Source organism: Roseivirga seohaensis (assembly GCF_001592945.1).
Classification (GTDB): Bacteria; Bacteroidota; Bacteroidia; order Cytophagales; family Cyclobacteriaceae; genus Roseivirga; species Roseivirga seohaensis.
The window spans coordinates 641791-661406 of record NZ_LRPB01000023.1; the positions used below are offsets into that span (position 1 = coordinate 641791).

Consider the following 19616-nt stretch of genomic DNA (forward strand, 5'->3'; position numbering starts at 1 on the left):
ACAAAGCTATTGACTAGCGGTAGAGGGGTAAATAGACCACAAGGTTTATATTGTGATTAAATAATTGAAAAAGCTTTTTTAGGCGTTTACAAACTCGCTTTGTGTAAAGTAAATTTTGAATACCGCACCATTATCATACTCGTATTCGTAGTGGCCGTGTAGTTGGAGCGCCAAACGACTGATGAGCCAAATTCCCGTACTTTTTGTGGTTTTGATATCGAAACTTGGAGGTAAGCCTGGGCCGTTGTCTTTAAAAACAAACAGGTTTTGTCCATTCTTTTCATAAAGGCTTACTTCTAGCTTTAACTGGTTGTTATTTTTTGTGGCATATTTAAAGGCATTGGTAACAAGCTCGTTTGCAATAAGCCCAAGTGGAACCATATTATCGATGTCGAGCGTAAAATTAGGGTCTACATCCATTTTAACCTCGGAGGTTTGCCCTTCAAAGGACTTTTGAATTTCACTGATTAGATTTTGAAGATAGCCAGCCAAATGGATAGTTAGGCTATCATTATTATAAAGTTGATTGTGGATGAGCGCCATTGACCTTACCCTGCTTTTTCCTTCTGATATGAGATCTTTTGTAGCTTGGTCATCCACTCCTTTTGCTTGTAACTCTAATAAGCTAGAAAGAATTTGAAAGTTATTTTTTACTCTATGATGAATTTCTGTTAGAAGCAGCTCTTTTTGATGAAGTTCACTTTCTACTTGGTCGGTTTTTACTTGAAGCAACTGGCTGAGCTTCTTCTGTTTAATAAAGCCGCAATAAATGATTATGGCCACAATTAGGATAGCAACTCCCACGAATAGAATCATCAATTTTGATCTTTTCTGAAGGGTGGTTTCATATTCAGATTTTAGGAGTCGTTCGGCATTTTTGAGGCTATCGGTCATCTGTTTTTGTCTGAAATCGTAAGCCAACTCAAGCTCTTTAACTTCTCTTATTTTCTCTTCGCTAAATAAGGAGTCTTTTAATGCCACATATGTATTGAGGAATTTATGAGCGTTAGCATAGTCTTTTTGCTTTTGATATAAATCATTCAAATACAAAGCAATGTCCATCTGGTCTTTCTTTTTACCTAGTGTTTTCCAAATATTGTAGCCTTTTAAAAAATAGGAAATTGCTCTTTTGTTGTTACCTACATTAGCCCAATATGAGCCTTGGGCCACACTCACTAATCCGGTAAAATCGGGTTTGTTGATTTCGGGAAGCAAAACCTCAATCTGTTCTAAATAATACTTGGTGCTATCAAATTGATTTGCATCTCTATAAGTATCGGCCAAATGTTTATAAGCGAATGCTTTACCATAGGTGAAATTTGCTTGTTTTGCGTAGTTGATTGATTCCTTAAGTACAGCCTTTCTTTTTTCAAACGAAACGCAGTTACAAAGGGAATAAACGCTTGCTAAATTATTCGACCAAATGTTCAATTTTCTGGCGTCTCCTTCAGGTTTTAATATTTCAATAATCTGACTGATCCTATCAGCACTCTCATCATATTCACCCAATGAATAATATATAAATGACTCTCTGTTGAGTATATCTGTAATTACCGATTTATTGTTTGGTGTATTCTCTGCCAAAATCTTACTTCTATTCAATTCTTGTAATGATTCTGGGTATTGACCCAAGTGATTATGCACAGACGATAACATTAATCGTCCGCTAATAACAGATACTGTGTTTTGTGATTTTTCGGCTAAATAAACCACTTCTTTAGCAAAAAAAAGGGTGCTGTCATAATCGTTTTGAAGTTGCTTTGAGTAGGCTATTTGATAGGTAGCGTCAATTATGTTTGCGGTATCTTGTTGAGCGCTATAATAATTGAGTGCATTTTGAGCATGCCTTTGCATTTCAATTCCATCATAACTCGAAATTTTGGCTAGTTTAAGCTCTATTTCAGCCAGCTTAGCAAAGTCTTCCATTTCCCTAACTAGCTCGATTTGGGCAGAAAATAATTTACTTAGGCTGTCTTCCGATTTCGTTTGAGTAATAATTTGCTCCAAACTGTCCATTTTTACTTTTAGAGTATTTTGAGCAAGAATACTCATTGGTATCAGAATAAAAATGCCAAAGATTGTTATCTGGCGGATGAGATGCTTTTTGAACTGGGAGATCATAATTATTGAATATACTGATTATTCTCCATTACCCATTTAAGAAGTGAATGGGTCCCCGATGCCAAATCTAATTTTACACAGATATTGTGTCGGTGATTCTTAATTGTACTTTCACTAACGCAGAGTTGTTCGGCTATTTCTTTGGTGGAAAGGTTCTCGGCTATTTTTCTAATTACCACTTTTTCCATAGCCGTTAAGTTACTAATCTGTTCTGAGTCTGCAGTTACTTTGGTTTCAGAGTAGCGTTTTTGGTTATTAAAAGCAATTTCAATGGCTGTCATTACATCAGTAGCTCCGTATGGCTTAACAAGGTAGGCGTAGGGCATTGTGTTTTTGGCTAACTCTAAAGTTTTAGAATCAGTATGTGACGATAGGTAAATGAAAGGAATATTTAAATGCTCTTGAATGTATTCGGCTACGTCCATTCCGGTTTTTCTTCCGCCCAAATTAATATCTAGAATAGCCATGTCTATTGACTCGTTTGACAACACTTCTATGGCTTGTTTATAAGAAAGGGCTGGTTCCAAGGCGTCATAACCAAGTTTAATCAAGGTGCTACAAAGATCATCTGCAATAATTACTTCATCATCTACCACTAATATCCGCTTCTTCATGATATATTAATCAACAAGTGTCATTCTCTTTTTCTCATCAGCAAATACAATCGTAAAAGTATTTCCAGAATTATAGCTATAGCTAAGGCTTCCGTGTAATTGCTTTGTTAGTCGTGAAGCTAACTTAAGACCAAATCCTTTTTTTGTCATTTGCTCAAATGTATGGGGCATTGGATATCCATTATCTTGGCATGTTAAGTTAAACATTCCATCCTTTCTAAGGTGAAGTTTAAGCAGAATTTCTAGGTAATGATTTTTGCTGATGGCATGTTTATAAGAATTAGTCAACAACTCATTTAAAATTAAACCGAGAGAGATTGATGTGTCTAAATCAAAGTTCGGATGGCAGTCAAAGTCTACCGAAAGGTGATACTCGATTTTTTCAGTCTGAATGGAATTGATTTTTTCTGCCAACTCAATTACGTAATCTCTAAAATCAATGGTTGCAATATCATCTGTTCGATACAAGAACTGATGAATCATCGACATGGCCACAACTCTACTTCTGCTTTCTTCAATGGCTTTGGCAGAGTCTTCTGTTCCGCTCCATTCTTGTTGCATGTTGAGCAAACTTGAAATCAGTTGTAAGTTGTTTTTTACTCTGTGGTGAATTTCTTTGAAAAGGGTTTCTATTCGTTCATTTCGTTCTTGCAAAACTATTTTCTGATCTTCTATCTCTCTTGTTCTTTCGGCTACTTCGTTCTCAATTTTTTTATTCTGTTCATGCAATACAATGTTCAGCCTTTTCAGTGCTAAATTCTTTTCTTTCTCGTGTTGCCTCATTCTAATGCCAATGGCAATGGAAAAAATAAGCACCTGCACCAACGACCCTAGTGAGCTGGTATACAAAAGCACAACGGACTTAGATACAAAAATGTACTTCCATGTTAATGAAGCAATTATAAGAGTTAACCCGAAAATGATTAAACCCACTAAAAACACCTTCCTGCTTTTTTCTACCTTTTTCCAAAGGGCAAAAAGCATAACATGAAACAAGGCAATGTCAATCATAAGCAGCTTAATACTCATGTCAGTCATGAGTCCATAATTTTGGTAGACTGCCGTAAGCACCACACCGATTGCTGTGCGTAAAACGGTTAGAATAATCAGACCAATAAATACTTTATGCCAAAAGGGAAATTTTCTTTTTAACTCAAGAAAGCTAATGGCTAAAAGTAACATTCCTAAATGGCCAAATTGAGACCAAGGCATAGTGAAGTTAAGCCCAGTTTTTGGAGCGTTGGGCAGAATCCAGTCTACAAAGTAGTTTTGCACAGAGAAGGCATACATGCCCATTCCTAGCGCGAACATGGCCAGCCACAAATATGGCATGTATCGATAAACTCCAAATTGTATGAGTGAGTAAATCACGAAAATCAGGCAAGCGCCAAAGAATAATAAATCCTGTACTTGAGCTTGTGTTTTTTTGGTGCGGAAGGTTTTGCTATCCATAAAGTTACCCTTGAAAGCTCTGCCATGAACTCTAAAGTAAATGTCATGAGTAACTCCTTTTTTCAGAATAAACGAAACATGCGCCCGACTATCTCCGGGGTTAAGCCCTGATTTCTTTTGAAACGATCCATACCGAGCCGTAAAAATTTCTCCATTTTCTAATACCTGAAAGAGCTGACTGTTGATCGACCTAAAACCTTCGGCAATAACCTCTAAATCGTTACTTGTTGTGTTTTGTAGGCTTAGTTTGATCCAGTAAAACCCAGTGATATTATTTGGACCAGTTACTTGATTATTGAATGGTGGGTTTTCAATAATATCATTTAAAGTTAGTGCGTCAGTGGTATCTTCAAAAACAAGTAGTGATTTCCCCTTACTGACCGAAAAATCAAATAAGGGTGAATCGATTGTGATTACCTCTTGGGCATGTAAAACGGAACTCGAATGTAGGAGTACAAGCAGAATTATACCCCAAACAAAACCAGTGTGCTTTTTCAGAATTTCTAGTTGTAGCATTATTGCTATTATCGGTTTGCGAAAAGAAGATTAGAGATATGTTGAGGTAGGTAGATTGATGTATTCAATCTCTGACCAATTTGCTATAATAATTTAGTTCTTCCTCTCATTTACTTCAATTTAGTCTTTATGTAGAAAGCAGTGAAACAAAAAAAGCGACCATCTTTCGATAATCGCTTTTAATTTTTCGACTTGGAAGAATTATCCGTTCATAGAAATCAAGAACTCTTCGTTGTCTTTCGTTCCTTTCATTCTGTCTAATAAGAATTCCATGGCTTCGATTGAGTTCATGTCTGACATGAATTTTCTCAGAATCCAAACACGTTGTAATTCCTCTTTGCTCATCAATAGATCTTCTCTTCTTGTACCAGAAGCAGGAACATCGATAGCAGGATAAACACGCTTGTTGGCCAATTTTCTATCTAACTGAAGCTCCATGTTACCCGTACCTTTGAATTCTTCAAAGATTACTTCGTCCATTTTAGAACCAGTTTCAATTAAGGCAGTAGCGATAATTGAAAGCGAACCACCGTTTTCTACGTTTCTTGCAGCACCAAAGAATCTTTTCGGTCTGTGGAGTGCGTTTGCATCTACACCACCCGAAAGAATTTTACCAGAAGAAGGCACAACCGTGTTGTAAGCTCTGGCCAAACGTGTAATTGAATCCAAAAGAATAACTACGTCATGACCACACTCTACCATTCTTTTCGCTTTCTCTAACACAATGTTAGAAACCTTTACATGCCTATCTGCTTGCTCATCGAAAGTAGAAGATACTACCTCTGCTTTTACGCTTCTAGCCATATCAGTAACCTCTTCAGGTCTTTCATCAATCAATAAAATGATCAGATAAATTTCAGGGTGGTTTTCAGCAATCGCGTTAGCAATTTCTTTTAATAAAACAGTTTTACCCGTTTTAGGCTGCGCCACAATCATACCTCTTTGCCCTTTACCAATTGGAGCAAACATGTCCAAAATTCGGGTTGAAGTAAGGCTTGGCTTAGTACTTAAATTGATTTTCTCTTCAGGGAAAAGTGGGGTTAAGTATTCGAAAGGAACTCTATCACGAATTTCCTCAGTAGTTTTTCCATTTACAGACTCTACTCTTAATAGAGCAAAATATTTTTCACCTTCTTTCGGAGGTCTGATTTGGCCTTTTACAGTATCTCCTGTTTTTAAACCAAATAATTTGATTTGAGAAGGCGATACATAAATATCATCAGGACTAGCTAAGTAGTTGTAATCCGAAGATCTTAAGAAGCCGTAGCCATCTTGCATAATCTCCAAAACGCCTTCGCTTTCAATTAAGCCGTCAAAATCTTTGATGCTCTGATTGTATTGCTGTTTGTTGTTTTTTCTGTTGTCCCTACGATCACCGTTTTCTCTACGGTCGTTATTTCTTCTTTCTGGCTTAGCATCTCTTGCTTCGCCTTCTTGCTGTTCGCCTTTTTCTTGTTGTTCGCTGTCTTCGTTTTCAGAAGATTTTGGTTGAGCATCCTTTCTTTCCGGACGTGGTCTTGGGGCTCTTACCTCACGTGGTTTATTCTCTTTTACTTCAGTTTGTTTTTCTTCAGTAGAGTCATCCTTTTTGGCTGAATCTTCTGCTTTTACTTCAGTTACGTTCTCACGTTGAACCCTTCTTTTTGGGCGCTCGGTTCTTTCAGCTTTTTCTTTAGGAGCTTCTTCTTTAGTAGTTTCTTCCTTTTTAACGGCTGCTTTTTTTGGTAAAGCTTCGTCTGGAGTTCGAGCTTGTTGATCAAGAATGGCGTAAATAAGTTCTTGTTTTCCGAGCTTTTTGTAGTTCTTCAAGCTCATCGCTTCTGCAATTTCTTTCAGTTCTGAAAGCAGCATTAGCTTCAATTCTTCAATGGTGTACATAGATTTATACTTTGGGGGAATCCCTTATCCGAATGGGTGGGAGTTAATTAAAATTAATGAAATAATTATTTGAGTAATTCAAGAGATGATGTGCAGAAAAAGATCACTCTCATCCTAGGAACACGCAAGTATAGAGCATCTCCGTCTACTTATCAAACATTCAACGGTAATTTTAATAAAAAGGATATACTTGGCTAGTTTTTCCCCCTCTTTTTTGTAGGAATTGATTTACTTTGCCGCTATAAACGAATATTTAGTTATGCTGCAAATCAGCCAAATTGTAACGGAGAAAGAAAGGGTAATTGAGGGATTGAAGAAACGCAATTTCCCGAATGTTGAACAAGTTTTGGATCAGGCCATTGCGCTTGATGAAAAACGTAAATCATCGCAACAAAGCCTCGACTCCAATTTGGCAGAAGCAAATGCATTAGCCAAAGAAATAGGCGGCTTAATGAAGGCCGGAAAACGCGAAGAGGCCGAAGCCATTAAAAGTAAAACTGCCGAACTCAAATCTGCCAGCAAAGAATTGGCAGAAGCGAAGGATCAAGTAGAAAAGGAGCTTTTGGCTTTGTTGTATACAATTCCAAATGTGCCTCATCCTTCTGTTCCATCAGGAAATACAGACGAGGACAATGAAGTTGTGAAAACAGTTGGTGAAGCCCCTAAGCTTTATGCAGGTGCGGTTCCCCATTGGGATTTGATCAAACAGTACGACATTATTGACTTTGACCTAGGTATTAAAATCACTGGCGCTGGTTTTCCTGTTTATAAAGGAAAGGGTGCTCGTTTGCAGCGTTCTTTGGTCAATTTCTTTTTAGATGAAGCAGTGGCCGCAGGCTTTTCTGAAGTACAACCTCCAATTATGGTAAATGAAGCTTCTGGTTATGCTACGGGGCAGTTGCCAGATAAAGAAGGGCAAATGTACCATGTGGGGAATGAGAATTTGTATCTTATTCCTACTGCCGAAGTGCCAATTACCAACTTGTATAGAGATGTAATTGTAAACGAAGACCAACTACCAATTAAGCACACTGGTTTTACGCCTTGTTTTAGAAGAGAAGCAGGAAGCTGGGGAGCGCACGTTCGTGGTTTGAACAGGTTACATCAGTTCGATAAAGTAGAAATTGTTCAGGTTTGTAAACCCGAAGATTCTTACAAAGCGCTAGACGATATGTGTAATCACGTGGCTAATTTGCTTGAAAAGCTTGGGCTTCAATACCGAATTTTAAGACTTTGTGGTGGCGACATTGGTTTTACTTCTGCCCTTACCTTCGATTTTGAAGTATATTCTGCTGCCCAAGAAAAGTGGTTAGAAGTAAGCTCTGTAAGTAATTTTGAGACTTTTCAGGCCAACAGGTTAAAATTGAGATACAAAGACGAGAATAAGAAAACTCAGTTGTTGCATACCTTAAATGGAAGTGCCTTGGCTCTACCTCGAATCATAGCGGCCATTTTAGAGAACAACCAAACACCAAACGGAATCAATATTCCAGAAGTTTTGGTACCATATACTGGCTTCGATAAAATTTAATTGGAATACAATGGGGCTTAGGCCCCATTTCTTTTATATACCCAGCATGAGCATTACCATCAGAAAAGGAACAGCAAAGGATTTAACCCAAGTTTTTGAATTGGTTAAAGAATTGGCAGAATACGAAAAGGCACTTCACGAAGTAGAAAATTCTGTAGAAAGAATGACAGAGGATGCCTTTGGGGAGAAGCCGATTTTTGAATTCTTTGTGGCCGAAGCAGATGGCAAGATCGAGGGCACGGCTATATTTTATTATCGTTACTCTACTTGGAAGGGCAAAGCTATTTTTCTTGAAGACTTGGTGGTTAGAAAAGCCAAGCGAGGTACAGGCATTGGTAAAAAACTTTTAGATGCCATTGTTCAAGAAGCCAAGGATGTAGATGCTCGTCAAGTAATGTGGCAAGTGCTCGACTGGAACGAACCCGCCATTAACTTCTACAAAAAATTAGGGGCTAACTTAGATGAAGAATGGATCAATTGTAAGCTAGAGTTGAAGCAGATTCAGGAATATAAGATGGGGTAGATGAAGTCACCATCTTTCTAAACTTAGCTCTTTAATCTTAGTGAAATGATTATCCCTTGTCACTAAAGGTAGGTTATACTCAATTGCCATAGCAGCAATCCAAACATCGTTTTCTGGAATTGGAGTGCCACCTAGTTTAAGTTTGGACTTTATTATTGCATAAATTTCAGCAGTAATATCGCTTGTATTTAGCAACTCTACGACTTTCAATAACTTCTGAATTTGATCAGTATGATATGCTTTTCGCTTGGAAGTCTCTGCTCCAAAATACAGCTCTCCTAAAACAGGAATTGGAATGTATGTGATATCGGAGTTCTCAATTCTATCCGCAATTCCCTTTTCACCCTGAAAAAGATCGATTATGATATTAGTATCCAAAAGGAATGAATTACTTCCAGTCTTCTTCATTTATATTTTCGCAAGCTGCCTCAATCTCTTTCTTCATATCATGTGCCTCATCCTTGGTCATTACTCCCAATAAATCATGCGCTGAAGTATTCTTAGCTTTTTTCAGCTTCTCCCTTTTAAGGAGAGATTCGAGCTTATCAATGACCTTTTCATTAGTCAAAGCCAATACCTCTTGAATGAAATGAAGTTTCTTAGCCTTAATATCCATATTCTAAAGTTAGTGAATTTACCAATTCTACAATGCGTTTGTAAATATACGATTGAACATATCTATAGTTATGCAGAGCCTCCTGCTCGAGTCCATCGATCTTTTTAAGCGCAAGAGAAATATCACTCAACCGCCTGCAGCAAAGTTCTAAAGGCAGCGAATTTACCAGGAAAGGCTTCTCCTGCTTTTTGCTGAAGGCCGGGCGCGTGTTGGCCAAGATAAGCTTGTAATTTGCTATGATCTTCGGCAAAATATTGAATGCTATAAGACGAAGAGTCTTCTTCTTCTCTCATCACTTTAAAAAATTTATACTCAACAAAAGCACCTGTAGCCATTACTTCCGGAATATGAATATCGCGCATCCACACCTTCCAATCTTCCTCTACAGTTTTTTCAATTGCTACGGTAACGTTGTATAAGATCATAAATATTAGATTTACTGCAAATCTAAAACAATCTGCTTGAACCCTAAAACAATAAGCGGTTCATCAAGTTTTTCAAAATCATGTTAAAACAACTTCTCTCAACTGGTCGTCAAAATCAACGTATTGCTTTTATTTTACTTATAGCCATGCATACGGCTGGGGTATTGGGTTTATATTTTGAAGAAAGTAGAGCGCTTTTTCAGTCGCTTACACCTTTTAACCTATTGCTTACAGCCGCTATTATTTTTCATTTTGAAGAAGGCAAGAATATCAAATACTTCATCTTCATTATTTTCACCTTTCTATTCGGGTTTTTTATTGAAGTGGCGGGCGTTAAAACAGGAGCCATCTTTGGTGAGTATGCTTATGGTCCAACTTTAGGTTTTAAAGTATTTGCTGTGCCTCTTACTATTGGCCTGAACTGGGCCATACTTATCTATATTACCGGAATCGCCAGCAACAGACTCTCCAGTAACTTTTGGGTTCGGAGCGCTGTTGGAGCTGGAATGATGGTGACACTTGATTTACTGATTGAGCCAGTGGCCATCCGTTATGATTTTTGGCAGTGGGCGGGCTCCGATATCCCACTCCGCAACTATTTAAGTTGGTACCTAATTTCTTTCTTTCTTCATGTAATTTTTCAAAAATTGGACTTTTCTAAAAACAATCCGCTTGCAATAAAGCTTCTTATTATAGAAATGGCGTTTTTCGTAAGTCTTAACCTAATTTGAATTTTTGTTAAACAAAGCATCAAACATTGAGTTATGCCGCTGATGATTAAAGCTGTATTGTGGTTAGTGGTGGGTTTCGTGCTTATGGAAACCTTTTCATGGTGGATTCACAAGTATATCATGCATGGGGTTTTATGGAAAATTCACAAAACACACCATCAACATACAAAGGGTTATTTTGAATTGAATGACCTTTTTACACTCCTTTTTGGAGGAGCGGCCGTAGTGCTGATCTTCTTAGGAGTTGAAAATTTAGATTACAGGTTTTGGTTAGGTTGCGGAATTAGTTTGTACGGAATGCTTTACTTTGTTTTACACGATGTACTCATTCACAAAAGATTAAAGCTTCTTGGTCGACCAAAGTCTAAATATTTAAGAGCAATTACAAGGGCACATAGAGCGCATCACAAATCAAAAGAAAAAGACGATTCAGTATCGTTTGGTTTGTTTGTAGTGCCGAAAAAGTATTTTAACGAGGAAGGAGAAAGTTAGCCGTGGCGAATTATTCAATCAAAGATTTAGAACATTTATCAGGAATTAAGGCCCATACTTTACGTATTTGGGAACAGCGCTATAACCTTATTAATCCTAAGAGAACAGAAACCAATATTAGGTTTTATGATCAAGACGACCTAAAGCTTATTCTGAATGTGTCACTGTTAAAGGATAATGGCATTAAGATATCGAAGATTGCCGAAATGACTCGGGAACAATTGAACGAAGCCATTATCAATATTTCAGATAGCAGCACCAACTTCGCTGATCAGATTTATGCCCTTACCTTGTGCATGATTGATTTAGACGAACAGCGCTTCGAAAAAATAATAAATTCAAATACCCTTAAGCATGGTTTTGAACGAACCATGACAAACTTGGTAATTCCGTTTTTATCTAAAATCGGAGTAATGTGGCTTACAGATGCCATTAACCCTGCTCAAGAGCACTTTATTAGTCATTTAGTGCGACAGAAAATTATGGTTGCTATTGATGGTCAACAGACCAACATTGATAGTTCAGCAAAAAAATATATGCTGTTTTTACCAGAGGGAGAGCTTCATGAGCTCATATTGCTTTTCGCAAATTATCTCATAAAATCAAGAGGCGGAAGAGTGATATACCTTGGCCAAACATTACCCATTACTGACTTAAAGATGGCGCATGAAATTTATGAGCCTGAGTATTTATTAACTGTGCTTACTGGTAAACCTCAAAACTCTACACCGAAAGAATACATTGAAGAGCTATCAAATCTTTTTCCTAGTTCAGAAATTTTAGTCAGTGGACGGCAGGTGGTTGGTCAAGACCTAGAACTACCCAATAACGTTACTACCCTGGCAAGCCTTAATGACCTGATCACTTTTGCGGAAGAGAATTCCACAGTCGATACCCCATAAGGGTAATATTTTCTACACTAGAAGTGATGCCTTAAAAAATGATGACATTCTGAAAGAATTATTTTTTAGGAACACAAATTTTTTCAAAACACCTTTCTATTTCCTTTTAGGCAATTAATCGGGCCTTTTATATTGATTTTTAGATCGATGCGGGGTCTAAAACCAAATCGTATTTTAAAAAACATCATGGTTTTTGTTTGTATTTTGTTTAACCTTTATAGATATTTGTTAAACAAAATTAAAAAGACAGCCATGACAGTTCTAGAATACAACCACGAGATCGGACTAATGAGTAAGTCACTAAAACCTTTTGCTCTAAAGCTGACTAGAGATTCTGAAGACGCAAATGATTTGCTTCAGGAAACTCTGATGAAAGCGTACAAGAACAGAGATAAGTTTTCTGAAGGAACAAACCTCAAGGCATGGTTGTATACCATAATGAAAAATACCTTCATCACTAATTATCAGAAAATGATGAGAAGAGGTACTTTCATTGACACCACAGATAATCTTCATTTCATAAATTCTTCGAGCACTAAAATTGAAAATAATGCTTACGGAGATTTTACTCTTAATGACATCAATAAGTCAATCGATCAACTTGATGATGTATACAAAATACCTTTCATGATGTACTTCAGAGGGTTTAAATATCAAGAGATTGCTGATAGAGAACAAATTCCGATTGGCACAGTAAAAAATAGAATTCACATTGCTAGGAAACTTTTAAAGGATAAATTAAGCGTATATAAGTCACGTTAATAAATATCCTCGATGAGTAAAGGCAAGGTGGTAGTTATAGGTTCTGGTTTTGCTGGTTTTTCAGCAGCCATATGCCTAGCCGATAAAGGATTTAAAGTTAAGATATTAGAAAAAAACACCTCCATTGGAGGCCGAGCCCGACAGTTTACAGAGTCGGGCTTTACTTTTGATATGGGGCCGAGTTGGTATTGGATGCCCGATGTGTTCGAATCCTTCTTCAATCATTTTGGGAAAACCACAGCCGATTATTACGAGCTAATCAGGCTAGATCCTTCCTATCAGGTAATCCACGGTAAGAATGATTTTATGCCTATTCCTGCCAATATGCAGGAAATAGAAAAATTATTTGACTCAATTGAGCCGGGGGCAGGAAATCAATTACGGGAATTTCTGAAAATAGCCGAGTATAAGTACGAAGTAGGAATTAATAAATTCGTTTATAAACCTAGCCGTTCCGTACTCGAGTTTGCAAACCCAAAACTAGCCATTGACGCTGTGAGGCTTCAAATCTTTCAATCAATGGCTAAGCACGTCCGAAAGTTTTTTAAGAACGAGCGGCTTATCCAGCTTATGGAGTTTCCAGTGCTGTTCTTGGGAGCCCTTCCAGAAAATACTCCGGCCATGTACAGCTTAATGAACTATGCGGATATGGCATTAGGAACTTGGTATCCTAAAGGTGGAATGTATAAAATCATTGAAGCGCTGGAAAGCTTGGCCAAAGAAAAAGGAGTTGAAATTCTTACCAATCACGAAGTAACTTCCATCAATTATATAGGAAAGAAAGCCACTAGCGTTAGTACAAACCACGGTGATTTTACGGCTGATGTTGTAGTGGCTGGCGCTGACTATCATCATGTGGATAGCATGTTGCTCGATAGTGAGACTAGAAATTACGATGAGGCTTATTGGGACAAACGAGTAATGGCTCCGAGTTCGCTCCTATATTATATTGGGGTAAACAAAAAATTAGACGGACTTCTTCATCACAATTTATTTTTCGATACAGATTTTGGGCCGCATGCGCATGATATTTATACTGAAGCAAAATGGCCAGAGAAACCACTTTTTTATATTTCGGCACCTTCCAAAACAGATGACACCGTTGCGCCAGAAGGCTGCGAAAATATTTTCATGCTCATTCCTGTGGCTCCTGGTTTAGATGATACCGAAGAAATTAGAGAACACTATTTCGACCTGATTTTGGAACGAATGAAGGATAGAATGGGGCTCGACTTTAAAGAAAACATAGTATACAAGCGATCTTTTGCTCATAAAGATTTCGTAAGTGACTATAATGCTTTTAAGGGGAATGCGTATGGTTTGGCGAATACACTAAACCAAACTGCAATTTTAAAACCTCAATTGGCAAACAAAAAGTTAAACAATCTGTTTTACACCGGTCAACTAACCGTGCCAGGCCCTGGAGTTCCTCCAAGTTTAATCTCTGGGCAAGTGGTGGCAAAAGAAATTATCAAGGATTTTGCCTAAATGGCGAATAGATTTTGTAAATTATAATGATGGATTTATTCAACCAAACCTCATTGGAGTGCAGTAGGCTAATTACCCAGCGCTACAGCACATCATTTACCTTAGGCATAAAAACCTTAGACAAGAAATTCCATCTGCCTGTATATGCCATCTACGGCTTTGTGAGGTATGCCGATGAGATTGTGGATACTTTCCACGATTATGACAAAAGAACACTTCTTCAAGATTTTAAAGCAGAAACCTACAAGGCGATTGAAGATGGCGTAAGCTTTAACCCTGTTCTGCATTCATTTCAGTTAGTGGTGAACCAATACAAAATTGACCATGACTTGATCGAAGCATTTCTATACAGTATGGAACTTGACTTGGAAGAAACCACATATGACAAAACGGGCTATGAACAATATATATATGGTTCGGCCGAAGTGGTGGGGTTAATGTGTTTAAAGGTGTTCTGCGAAAACAATCAAGCGCTTTATGACTCGCTTGTGGCGCCTGCTAAAAAGCTTGGCGCTGCTTTTCAGAAAGTAAATTTTATAAGAGACATTAAAAGTGATTACGAAGAAAGAGGACGGGTTTATTTTCCGGGCGTAGATTTTAACCAGTTTACCAAACCCGCAAAAGATTTGATTGAGCAGGATATTCAAAAGGATTTTGACGAAGCACTGGAAGGAATTCTTCGTTTGCCCAAAGGGGCTAAACTGGGGGTCTACCTGGCTTATAGGTACTATTTAAAGCTTTTCAGAAAAATAAAAAGGCTGCCAGCTTCGCGTATTAAACAAGAAAGAATAAGGATAAAAGACAGCATGAAAATGCGTATTCTGCTGTTGACTTACTTTCAACATAGAATCAAAGTACTCTAGTTTTCGTTTAAAAGTAGAGTTTAGATAATCGTAGAAATTTTAAACAAAATAGTTAAACACTTGTTTGTTACCGCATGTTTGACCTCACTGTAGAAATCGATCCCAGTTCAGGCTTCTGTTTCGGAGTAGTGTACGCCATTGAAATGGCCGAAGATATTCTGGACGAAACAGGTATGCTTTATTGCTTGGGAGATATTGTGCATAATGATGAAGAGGTGAGGCGGCTTGAGTCTAAAGGATTGAAAATTATTAATCATGACGAGCTCAAGGAAATAAAGAATGCTCCGGTCTTGATCCGAGCTCATGGCGAACCGCCTTCTACATATCAACTAGCTTTAGAAAATAATATTGAATTGATCGATGCTTCTTGCCCTGTAGTTTTAAAACTTCAGAATAGAATCAAAAACTCATTCGATAAGGAAGAAAACATCTACATCTATGGCAAACATGGCCACGCTGAAGTAGTTGGGCTTTTAGGTCAGACCAATGAAGAAGCTGTAGTTTTTCAAAATCTAGAAGAACTTGATTTAGCTACATTACCTAAAGAAATAACACTTTACAGCCAAACCACTAAAAGTACCGACAGCTTTTACGAGATCAATAAGGTGCTGGCAGATAATGGAATTACAGTAAACACGAATGACACGATTTGCCGTCAGGTTTCAAACCGCGACAAAGAATTGAGAAATTTTGCCAAGAATTACGATCGAATTGTGTTTGTGAGTGGCACAAAATCATCAAACGGAAAGGTGCTTTATAATGTGTGTTTAGATCAAAATCCAAATACTTACTTTGTTTCCTCAGTTGCCGATTTGAAAGCTGAATGGTTTGGTAAAAACGAACGTGTTGGCATTTGTGGAGCTACCTCTACGCCAATGTGGCTAATGCAAGAGGTTCAGCAACACTTGCAGAATCTCTAATTGATTATTCCTTTCTTTGTAATATGAATAGCATCAAAAATCATTTTGGGGTGATTATCGCGCTAATCATTATTATGACTTGGGGAGTTTGCCTTGCCTTTGGCTTGAATTTGAATATCAACTTTTCATCTCCTTTCACTTATCTGCTTATTCTGGTTCAAATGCATTTGTATACGGGTCTTTTCATTACCGCCCATGACGGAATGCATGGTACCATATCTAAAAACAGGCAAACCAATAAACTAATAGGCACGATTAGCGCCTTATTATTCAGTTTCAATTTCTATCATAAACTTTTTCCCAAGCACCACGAACATCATAGGTTTGTAGCTACGGATAAAGATCCTGATTATCACAACGGGGGCTTTTTTTCTTGGTATTTCAGCTTTTTAAAACAGTACATTACTTGGCAGCAAATTGTGCTAATGGCCATTAGCTTCAATATTTTAAAGCTCTTTTTTCCGGTGGAAAACCTAATACTGTTTTGGATGCTGCCAGCTATACTCTCTACTTTCCAGCTTTTCTATTTTGGCACTTACTTACCACACAAAGGCCATCACTCTCCCGACAATAAGCACTTTTCGCGAAGCCAAAAGAAGAACCACCTTTGGGCGTTTTTAAGCTGTTATTTCTTTGGCTACCACTATGAGCATCATGATTCTCCAGGTACGCCTTGGTGGCAGTTATATAAGGTGAAGGGGGAATTTTAATCTGGATTTTTAGAAAAAATAAAGGCCACACTTCAGTGTAGCCTCAATTCAAAATTTGGATTATTTTATCTTAATGCGTGCTATCTGTGTCAATGGCGCCATCTACAATATTAATGGTTCGTTTGCCATAGGCCGCGTTTTCTTTGGAGTGCGTTACCTGTACAATCGTCATTCCTTCGCTGTTCAGTTTTTGGAAAAGCTTCATAATTTCTTCGGCCTGATCCGAATGAAGATTACCCGTTGGCTCATCTGCCAAAAGCAATTTTGGCTGACCAATTAGCGCACGTGCTACGCCTACCAATTGCTGCTGCCCGCCTGAAAGCTGCTCTGGGAAAAGATCTTTCTTCGCTACCATCTGGAATCGGTCTAGCATTTCGGCCACCAAACTTTTTCTTTCAGAAGATTTAACGCCTTTATATAAAAGTGGGGTTTCGATGTTTTCGTAAACTGTCAGTTCATCAATTAAATGATAAGCCTGAAAAACGAACCCGATATGGTGTTTATGAAGTTCGGAACGTTTTCTTTCTTTCATTTTATGGATAGGCTCATCCAAAAAGTAATACTCACCCTGAGATGGCTCATCGAGCATTCCGATAATGTTCATTACCGTGGATTTTCCAGCGCCACTCGGTCCCATAATAGTAACAAACTCGCCTTGCTTAATTTCTAGATCAATACCCTTAAGTATGAAGGTTCTTTGGTATTTTGAATCGACAAACTTATCGACATCTTTTAGTTTAATCATTGTGGTTGATTTAGATTCTGACCTTTCTGCATTTACCAATTAACATGCCAAGGCCTAATTTATTCATACTAAGTAGTTAAGCAAAATTTCCTTGTTCAATAATGTACAAATTCGGTCACCTTCGTTCGATTTTGAGACTTCTTTTAATTTGTACCAGCTTCTAAAATGTATAGAAACTTGGGGTGTCTTGGGGCGGAAAAAACATCATTGCACATAAAAACGCAATAATTGAAAGCACAAAACCAATCATAAAAGTGGTGTATGCTATTCGTAAGAGTCTATATTTTTTACCTAGAACTACCCCTAAAAAATAAATGTCTTTGGTAAGGCTTCCGTATAGGTAATCGCTGTCTTTCATCATCTCTCGCATTCCCCATTGGTAGCGGTCTAATTTCATTTTATGAAAATTACCAAAGAAGAGCAGGTTGGTTTTTTTGTTCAAAACGTCTTCATCGGTGAATACACCAGATGAAACATTGGGTCTTGTGGCTAGAATTGCGAATACAATTGTAAATAAACATACCACCACTAACATGATGGTTGGAATTACCAAGTTTGGGTATTCATATAATTTTCTAACCAAAACCGAAACCACTACAGAAAGAATAATGGTGTTTACCGAAATCATAATGTTGGCCTTGTTATCTGCCATAGCACTTAACTCTAAATGATTTTTAGAGGTAGTTCTAAACATTGTTTCAATTCCTCTGTCGGGTTTTTGGGCTGCTTTTCGTTCTAGCTTTTCTACTTTCTCTTCGAGCTTCTTAATGTAGTTATCGTTTTGCCCCTTATTTTTCTTTTTTATTGACTTGAGGTTTTTCTTTTTAATAGGCTCTAAATGTTGTTTGCCATATTCAGTAAAATACTCATGATCTTTAAAGAAGTTGAAGTTCATGGTATTCCAGTCCTCCATTTTTATTTCATGCCCTTTAATTTTTTCTACTTCAGTATGCATTTTTTCAGCAATCATACTGTAGTCGTTGCATGCCAAGTGATGTAAGTCGGCATCGCACAGCACCTCTTCTAACAAGTTTTTTGGGGCTTGAGGCATTTGAGTAGCCAAAATACAGCCTTCAACTTTTTGGATGTTTTTTTCGGGGTAACCCTCTTTAATCAGAAACTGACGGGCCATTTCGGCACTCGTTTTTTCATGTTTTATGCAACCAGATTTATAGCCTAAATCGTGAAACCAAGCAGCAATGGTTACAATTTCAAGATCTTCATCAGAAAGGCCACTTTCTTTACCTATGGTTTCTGCGGCCTTCACTACCCTACTGGTGTGGTATAGGTCGTGATAAACAAAGTCAGAAGGAATGTCGTTTTCTAAGACATCTTTCGCATACAATGCTACCTTTTCTAAAATCAAATTCTGATCAATCATTGCTTAAATATAATCTGCTCATTTTGGATTACATAAAACTACCTGCTCTGGTGAATTATATATCTACTATTTTTGTTCGGATGAACATGAAACGAACGTCTATTCTATTCATTATTATATACCTGCTTACTTTTCCCTCTTCGGTTTGGGCTCAAAATAAGGGTGATTTCCCTTATAACCTCGAATCACCTTCTGAAACTTACCGGCTTCCTGCAATTTTAGAGGAGGTGTCAGCCCTTAGTTATTACGCACCAAATCAATTAGCTACACTGAATGACGAACAGGGTAGAGTTTATATCTATGACTTCAACAAAAGGGAGATAGTTCAACGCATTCGATTCGAAGGCAATGGAGATTTTGAGGGCTTAGAATTGGTTGGTAAAAACATGTACGCTATTAAAAGCAATGGTAAGCTGTATAAGTTCAATATTGATATTGAAGGGGTTGTTGAGTCGATTGATACTCCCTTTACTTCCGAGAATAATGTTGAAGGCTTGGGGTACGACAAGAATAGTAATACATTATTGATTGCCCTAAAAGGAAAAGGAGATATTGACCATGCGAAGGTTAAGGGAAAGGCAGTGTATGGCTATAATCTAACCACTGAAAAGTTTTCGAAAACACCTCTTTTCGTTTTACAAGACAAAGACCTTGAACGGGTACTTGGGTCGAACAGCACAAAATTTCGACCATCTGGAGTAGCGGTTCATCCTATAAGCAATGAAATTTATATGATTGCTTCCGTGGGTTCTGCATTGGTTGTTTTTAATAATGACGGTAGTCCTAAAAATCTGAGTATTTTAAAGAGAAGTCTTTTTCCTCAACCAGAGGGCATTGCCTTTATGCCTAATGGCGACTTGTTTATATCTAATGAAGGGGAAGATGGAGGGATTATCCATCGTTTCAAAATGAAACAAAAGTGAACCGGTTAATTTTTACACAGTAT

At 37.7% G+C, this 19616-nt stretch carries 20 protein-coding genes; 11 read left to right on the forward strand and 9 right to left on the reverse strand.

All coding sequences use genetic code 11. From position 1 onward, the window contains the following. Positions 1–78: 78 nt before the first annotated feature. The 4 genes from AWW67_RS09185 to rho all read right to left on the reverse strand — a co-directional run bounded on the left by AWW67_RS09185 (position 79) and on the right by rho (position 6581). Positions 79–2052, reverse strand: coding sequence for a histidine kinase dimerization/phosphoacceptor domain -containing protein (locus tag AWW67_RS09185; RefSeq protein WP_062301309.1), 1974 nt, complete (start codon positions 2050–2052; stop codon positions 79–81). 71 nt (positions 2053–2123) lie between these two features. Then, on the reverse strand, positions 2124–2735 hold the full coding sequence (locus tag AWW67_RS09190; RefSeq protein WP_053223383.1) for a response regulator transcription factor: 612 nt from the start codon (positions 2733–2735) through the stop codon (positions 2124–2126). A gap of 6 nt (positions 2736–2741) precedes the next feature. Then, positions 2742–4703, reverse strand: coding sequence for a histidine kinase dimerization/phosphoacceptor domain -containing protein (locus AWW67_RS09195; protein ID WP_062301311.1), 1962 nt, complete (start codon positions 4701–4703; stop codon positions 2742–2744). Between the two features lie 201 nt (positions 4704–4904). After that, positions 4905–6581, reverse strand: a complete 1677-nt coding sequence (rho, locus tag AWW67_RS09200; protein WP_062301313.1) for a transcription termination factor Rho — start codon at positions 6579–6581, stop codon at positions 4905–4907. A gap of 259 nt (positions 6582–6840) precedes the next feature. Between rho and serS the strand changes: the two genes are divergently transcribed. Together serS and AWW67_RS09210 are read left to right on the forward strand one after the other, a co-directional pair. After that, entirely contained in the window at positions 6841–8112 is a 1272-nt protein-coding gene (serS, locus tag AWW67_RS09205; RefSeq protein ID WP_062301315.1) for a serine--tRNA ligase, read from the forward strand. Positions 8113–8158: 46 nt separating this feature from the next. Continuing rightward, the gene (locus AWW67_RS09210) at positions 8159–8635 is read left to right on the forward strand and encodes a GNAT family N-acetyltransferase (RefSeq protein ID WP_062301317.1); all 477 of its coding nucleotides are present in this window, start codon (positions 8159–8161) and stop codon (positions 8633–8635) included. Between the two features lie 6 nt (positions 8636–8641). Here the strand turns inward: AWW67_RS09210 and AWW67_RS09215 are convergent, their stop codons facing one another. The 3 genes from AWW67_RS09215 to AWW67_RS09225 all read right to left on the reverse strand — a co-directional run bounded on the left by AWW67_RS09215 (position 8642) and on the right by AWW67_RS09225 (position 9676). Further along, a complete protein-coding gene (locus AWW67_RS09215) occupies positions 8642–9043 on the reverse strand; it encodes a type II toxin-antitoxin system VapC family toxin (protein ID WP_062301318.1) in 402 nt (133 codons plus the stop codon). After that, positions 9024–9251, reverse strand: a complete 228-nt coding sequence (locus tag AWW67_RS09220) for a hypothetical protein (RefSeq protein WP_053223377.1) — start codon at positions 9249–9251, stop codon at positions 9024–9026. The genes AWW67_RS09215 and AWW67_RS09220 overlap by 20 nt, the downstream gene beginning before the upstream one ends. A 122-nt stretch (positions 9252–9373) precedes the next feature. After that, positions 9374–9676, reverse strand: coding sequence for a DUF4286 family protein (locus tag AWW67_RS09225; protein WP_053223376.1), 303 nt, complete (start codon positions 9674–9676; stop codon positions 9374–9376). An 80-nt stretch (positions 9677–9756) separates the two neighbouring features. Between AWW67_RS09225 and AWW67_RS09230 the strand changes: the two genes are divergently transcribed. The 8 genes from AWW67_RS09230 to AWW67_RS09265 all read left to right on the forward strand — a co-directional run bounded on the left by AWW67_RS09230 (position 9757) and on the right by AWW67_RS09265 (position 16544). Next, on the forward strand, positions 9757–10407 hold the full coding sequence (locus AWW67_RS09230; RefSeq protein ID WP_053223375.1) for a carotenoid biosynthesis protein: 651 nt from the start codon (positions 9757–9759) through the stop codon (positions 10405–10407). 42 nt (positions 10408–10449) lie between these two features. Then, the gene (locus AWW67_RS09235; RefSeq protein ID WP_062301550.1) at positions 10450–10899 is read left to right on the forward strand and encodes a sterol desaturase family protein; all 450 of its coding nucleotides are present in this window, start codon (positions 10450–10452) and stop codon (positions 10897–10899) included. A 2-nt stretch (positions 10900–10901) separates the two neighbouring features. Next, on the forward strand, positions 10902–11801 hold the full coding sequence (locus AWW67_RS09240) for a MerR family transcriptional regulator (protein ID WP_062301320.1): 900 nt from the start codon (positions 10902–10904) through the stop codon (positions 11799–11801). 252 nt (positions 11802–12053) lie between these two features. Further along, positions 12054–12563 (forward strand): RNA polymerase sigma factor, encoded by a 510-nt coding sequence (locus AWW67_RS09245; RefSeq protein WP_053223490.1) that lies wholly within the window; start codon positions 12054–12056, stop codon positions 12561–12563. 12 nt (positions 12564–12575) lie between these two features. After that, positions 12576–14051 (forward strand): bifunctional phytoene desaturase/3,4-desaturase, encoded by a 1476-nt coding sequence (crtID, locus tag AWW67_RS09250; RefSeq protein WP_062301322.1) that lies wholly within the window; start codon positions 12576–12578, stop codon positions 14049–14051. A 26-nt stretch (positions 14052–14077) separates the two neighbouring features. Beyond that, positions 14078–14914: a phytoene/squalene synthase family protein gene (locus AWW67_RS09255; RefSeq protein ID WP_062301323.1), complete on the forward strand. Its 837-nt coding sequence runs from the start codon at positions 14078–14080 to the stop codon at positions 14912–14914. A gap of 74 nt (positions 14915–14988) precedes the next feature. Then, positions 14989–15834 carry a 4-hydroxy-3-methylbut-2-enyl diphosphate reductase gene (locus tag AWW67_RS09260; RefSeq protein ID WP_053223371.1) on the forward strand — a complete coding sequence of 282 codons (846 nt, stop codon included), beginning with the start codon at positions 14989–14991 and terminating at the stop codon, positions 15832–15834. Between the two features lie 23 nt (positions 15835–15857). After that, positions 15858–16544, forward strand: a complete 687-nt coding sequence (locus tag AWW67_RS09265) for a fatty acid desaturase (RefSeq protein WP_062301325.1) — start codon at positions 15858–15860, stop codon at positions 16542–16544. A gap of 70 nt (positions 16545–16614) precedes the next feature. On the opposite strand, the gene AWW67_RS09270 is transcribed toward AWW67_RS09265, so the two are convergent. Together AWW67_RS09270 and AWW67_RS09275 are read right to left on the reverse strand one after the other, a co-directional pair. Then, entirely contained in the window at positions 16615–17289 is a 675-nt protein-coding gene (locus tag AWW67_RS09270) for an ABC transporter ATP-binding protein (RefSeq protein ID WP_053223369.1), read from the reverse strand. A gap of 160 nt (positions 17290–17449) precedes the next feature. Further along, positions 17450–18670: a Pycsar system effector family protein gene (locus AWW67_RS09275; RefSeq protein WP_053223368.1), complete on the reverse strand. Its 1221-nt coding sequence runs from the start codon at positions 18668–18670 to the stop codon at positions 17450–17452. An 86-nt stretch (positions 18671–18756) separates the two neighbouring features. Here AWW67_RS09275 and AWW67_RS09280 point away from each other — a divergent pair, with 86 nt between their 5' ends. After that, entirely contained in the window at positions 18757–19593 is an 837-nt protein-coding gene (locus tag AWW67_RS09280) for an SdiA-regulated domain-containing protein (RefSeq protein ID WP_176700020.1), read from the forward strand. Positions 19594–19616: the final 23 nt, after the last annotated feature.

What these genes read in the sequence shown, in the direction of transcription:
- AWW67_RS09185 (WP_062301309.1), bottom strand. Translation starts at nt 2,052, where the DNA reads ATGAGTATTCTTGCTCAAAATACTCTAAAAGTAAAAATGGACAGTTTG.
- AWW67_RS09190 (WP_053223383.1), bottom strand. Translation starts at nt 2,735, where the DNA reads ATGAAGAAGCGGATATTAGTGGTAGATGATGAAGTAATTATTGCAGAT.
- AWW67_RS09195 (WP_062301311.1), bottom strand. Translation starts at nt 4,703, where the DNA reads ATGCTACAACTAGAAATTCTGAAAAAGCACACTGGTTTTGTTTGGGGT.
- rho (WP_062301313.1), bottom strand. Translation starts at nt 6,581, where the DNA reads ATGTACACCATTGAAGAATTGAAGCTAATGCTGCTTTCAGAACTGAAA.
- serS (WP_062301315.1), top strand. Translation starts at nt 6,841, where the DNA reads ATGCTGCAAATCAGCCAAATTGTAACGGAGAAAGAAAGGGTAATTGAG.
- AWW67_RS09210 (WP_062301317.1), top strand. Translation starts at nt 8,159, where the DNA reads ATGAGCATTACCATCAGAAAAGGAACAGCAAAGGATTTAACCCAAGTT.
- AWW67_RS09215 (WP_062301318.1), bottom strand. Translation starts at nt 9,043, where the DNA reads ATGAAGAAGACTGGAAGTAATTCATTCCTTTTGGATACTAATATCATA.
- AWW67_RS09220 (WP_053223377.1), bottom strand. Translation starts at nt 9,251, where the DNA reads ATGGATATTAAGGCTAAGAAACTTCATTTCATTCAAGAGGTATTGGCT.
- AWW67_RS09225 (WP_053223376.1), bottom strand. Translation starts at nt 9,676, where the DNA reads ATGATCTTATACAACGTTACCGTAGCAATTGAAAAAACTGTAGAGGAA.
- AWW67_RS09230 (WP_053223375.1), top strand. Translation starts at nt 9,757, where the DNA reads ATGTTAAAACAACTTCTCTCAACTGGTCGTCAAAATCAACGTATTGCT.
- AWW67_RS09235 (WP_062301550.1), top strand. Translation starts at nt 10,450, where the DNA reads ATGATTAAAGCTGTATTGTGGTTAGTGGTGGGTTTCGTGCTTATGGAA.
- AWW67_RS09245 (WP_053223490.1), top strand. Translation starts at nt 12,054, where the DNA reads ATGACAGTTCTAGAATACAACCACGAGATCGGACTAATGAGTAAGTCA.
- crtID (WP_062301322.1), top strand. Translation starts at nt 12,576, where the DNA reads ATGAGTAAAGGCAAGGTGGTAGTTATAGGTTCTGGTTTTGCTGGTTTT.
- AWW67_RS09255 (WP_062301323.1), top strand. Translation starts at nt 14,078, where the DNA reads ATGATGGATTTATTCAACCAAACCTCATTGGAGTGCAGTAGGCTAATT.
- AWW67_RS09260 (WP_053223371.1), top strand. Translation starts at nt 14,989, where the DNA reads ATGTTTGACCTCACTGTAGAAATCGATCCCAGTTCAGGCTTCTGTTTC.
- AWW67_RS09265 (WP_062301325.1), top strand. Translation starts at nt 15,858, where the DNA reads ATGAATAGCATCAAAAATCATTTTGGGGTGATTATCGCGCTAATCATT.
- AWW67_RS09270 (WP_053223369.1), bottom strand. Translation starts at nt 17,289, where the DNA reads ATGATTAAACTAAAAGATGTCGATAAGTTTGTCGATTCAAAATACCAA.
- AWW67_RS09275 (WP_053223368.1), bottom strand. Translation starts at nt 18,670, where the DNA reads ATGATTGATCAGAATTTGATTTTAGAAAAGGTAGCATTGTATGCGAAA.
- AWW67_RS09280 (WP_176700020.1), top strand. Translation starts at nt 18,757, where the DNA reads ATGAAACGAACGTCTATTCTATTCATTATTATATACCTGCTTACTTTT.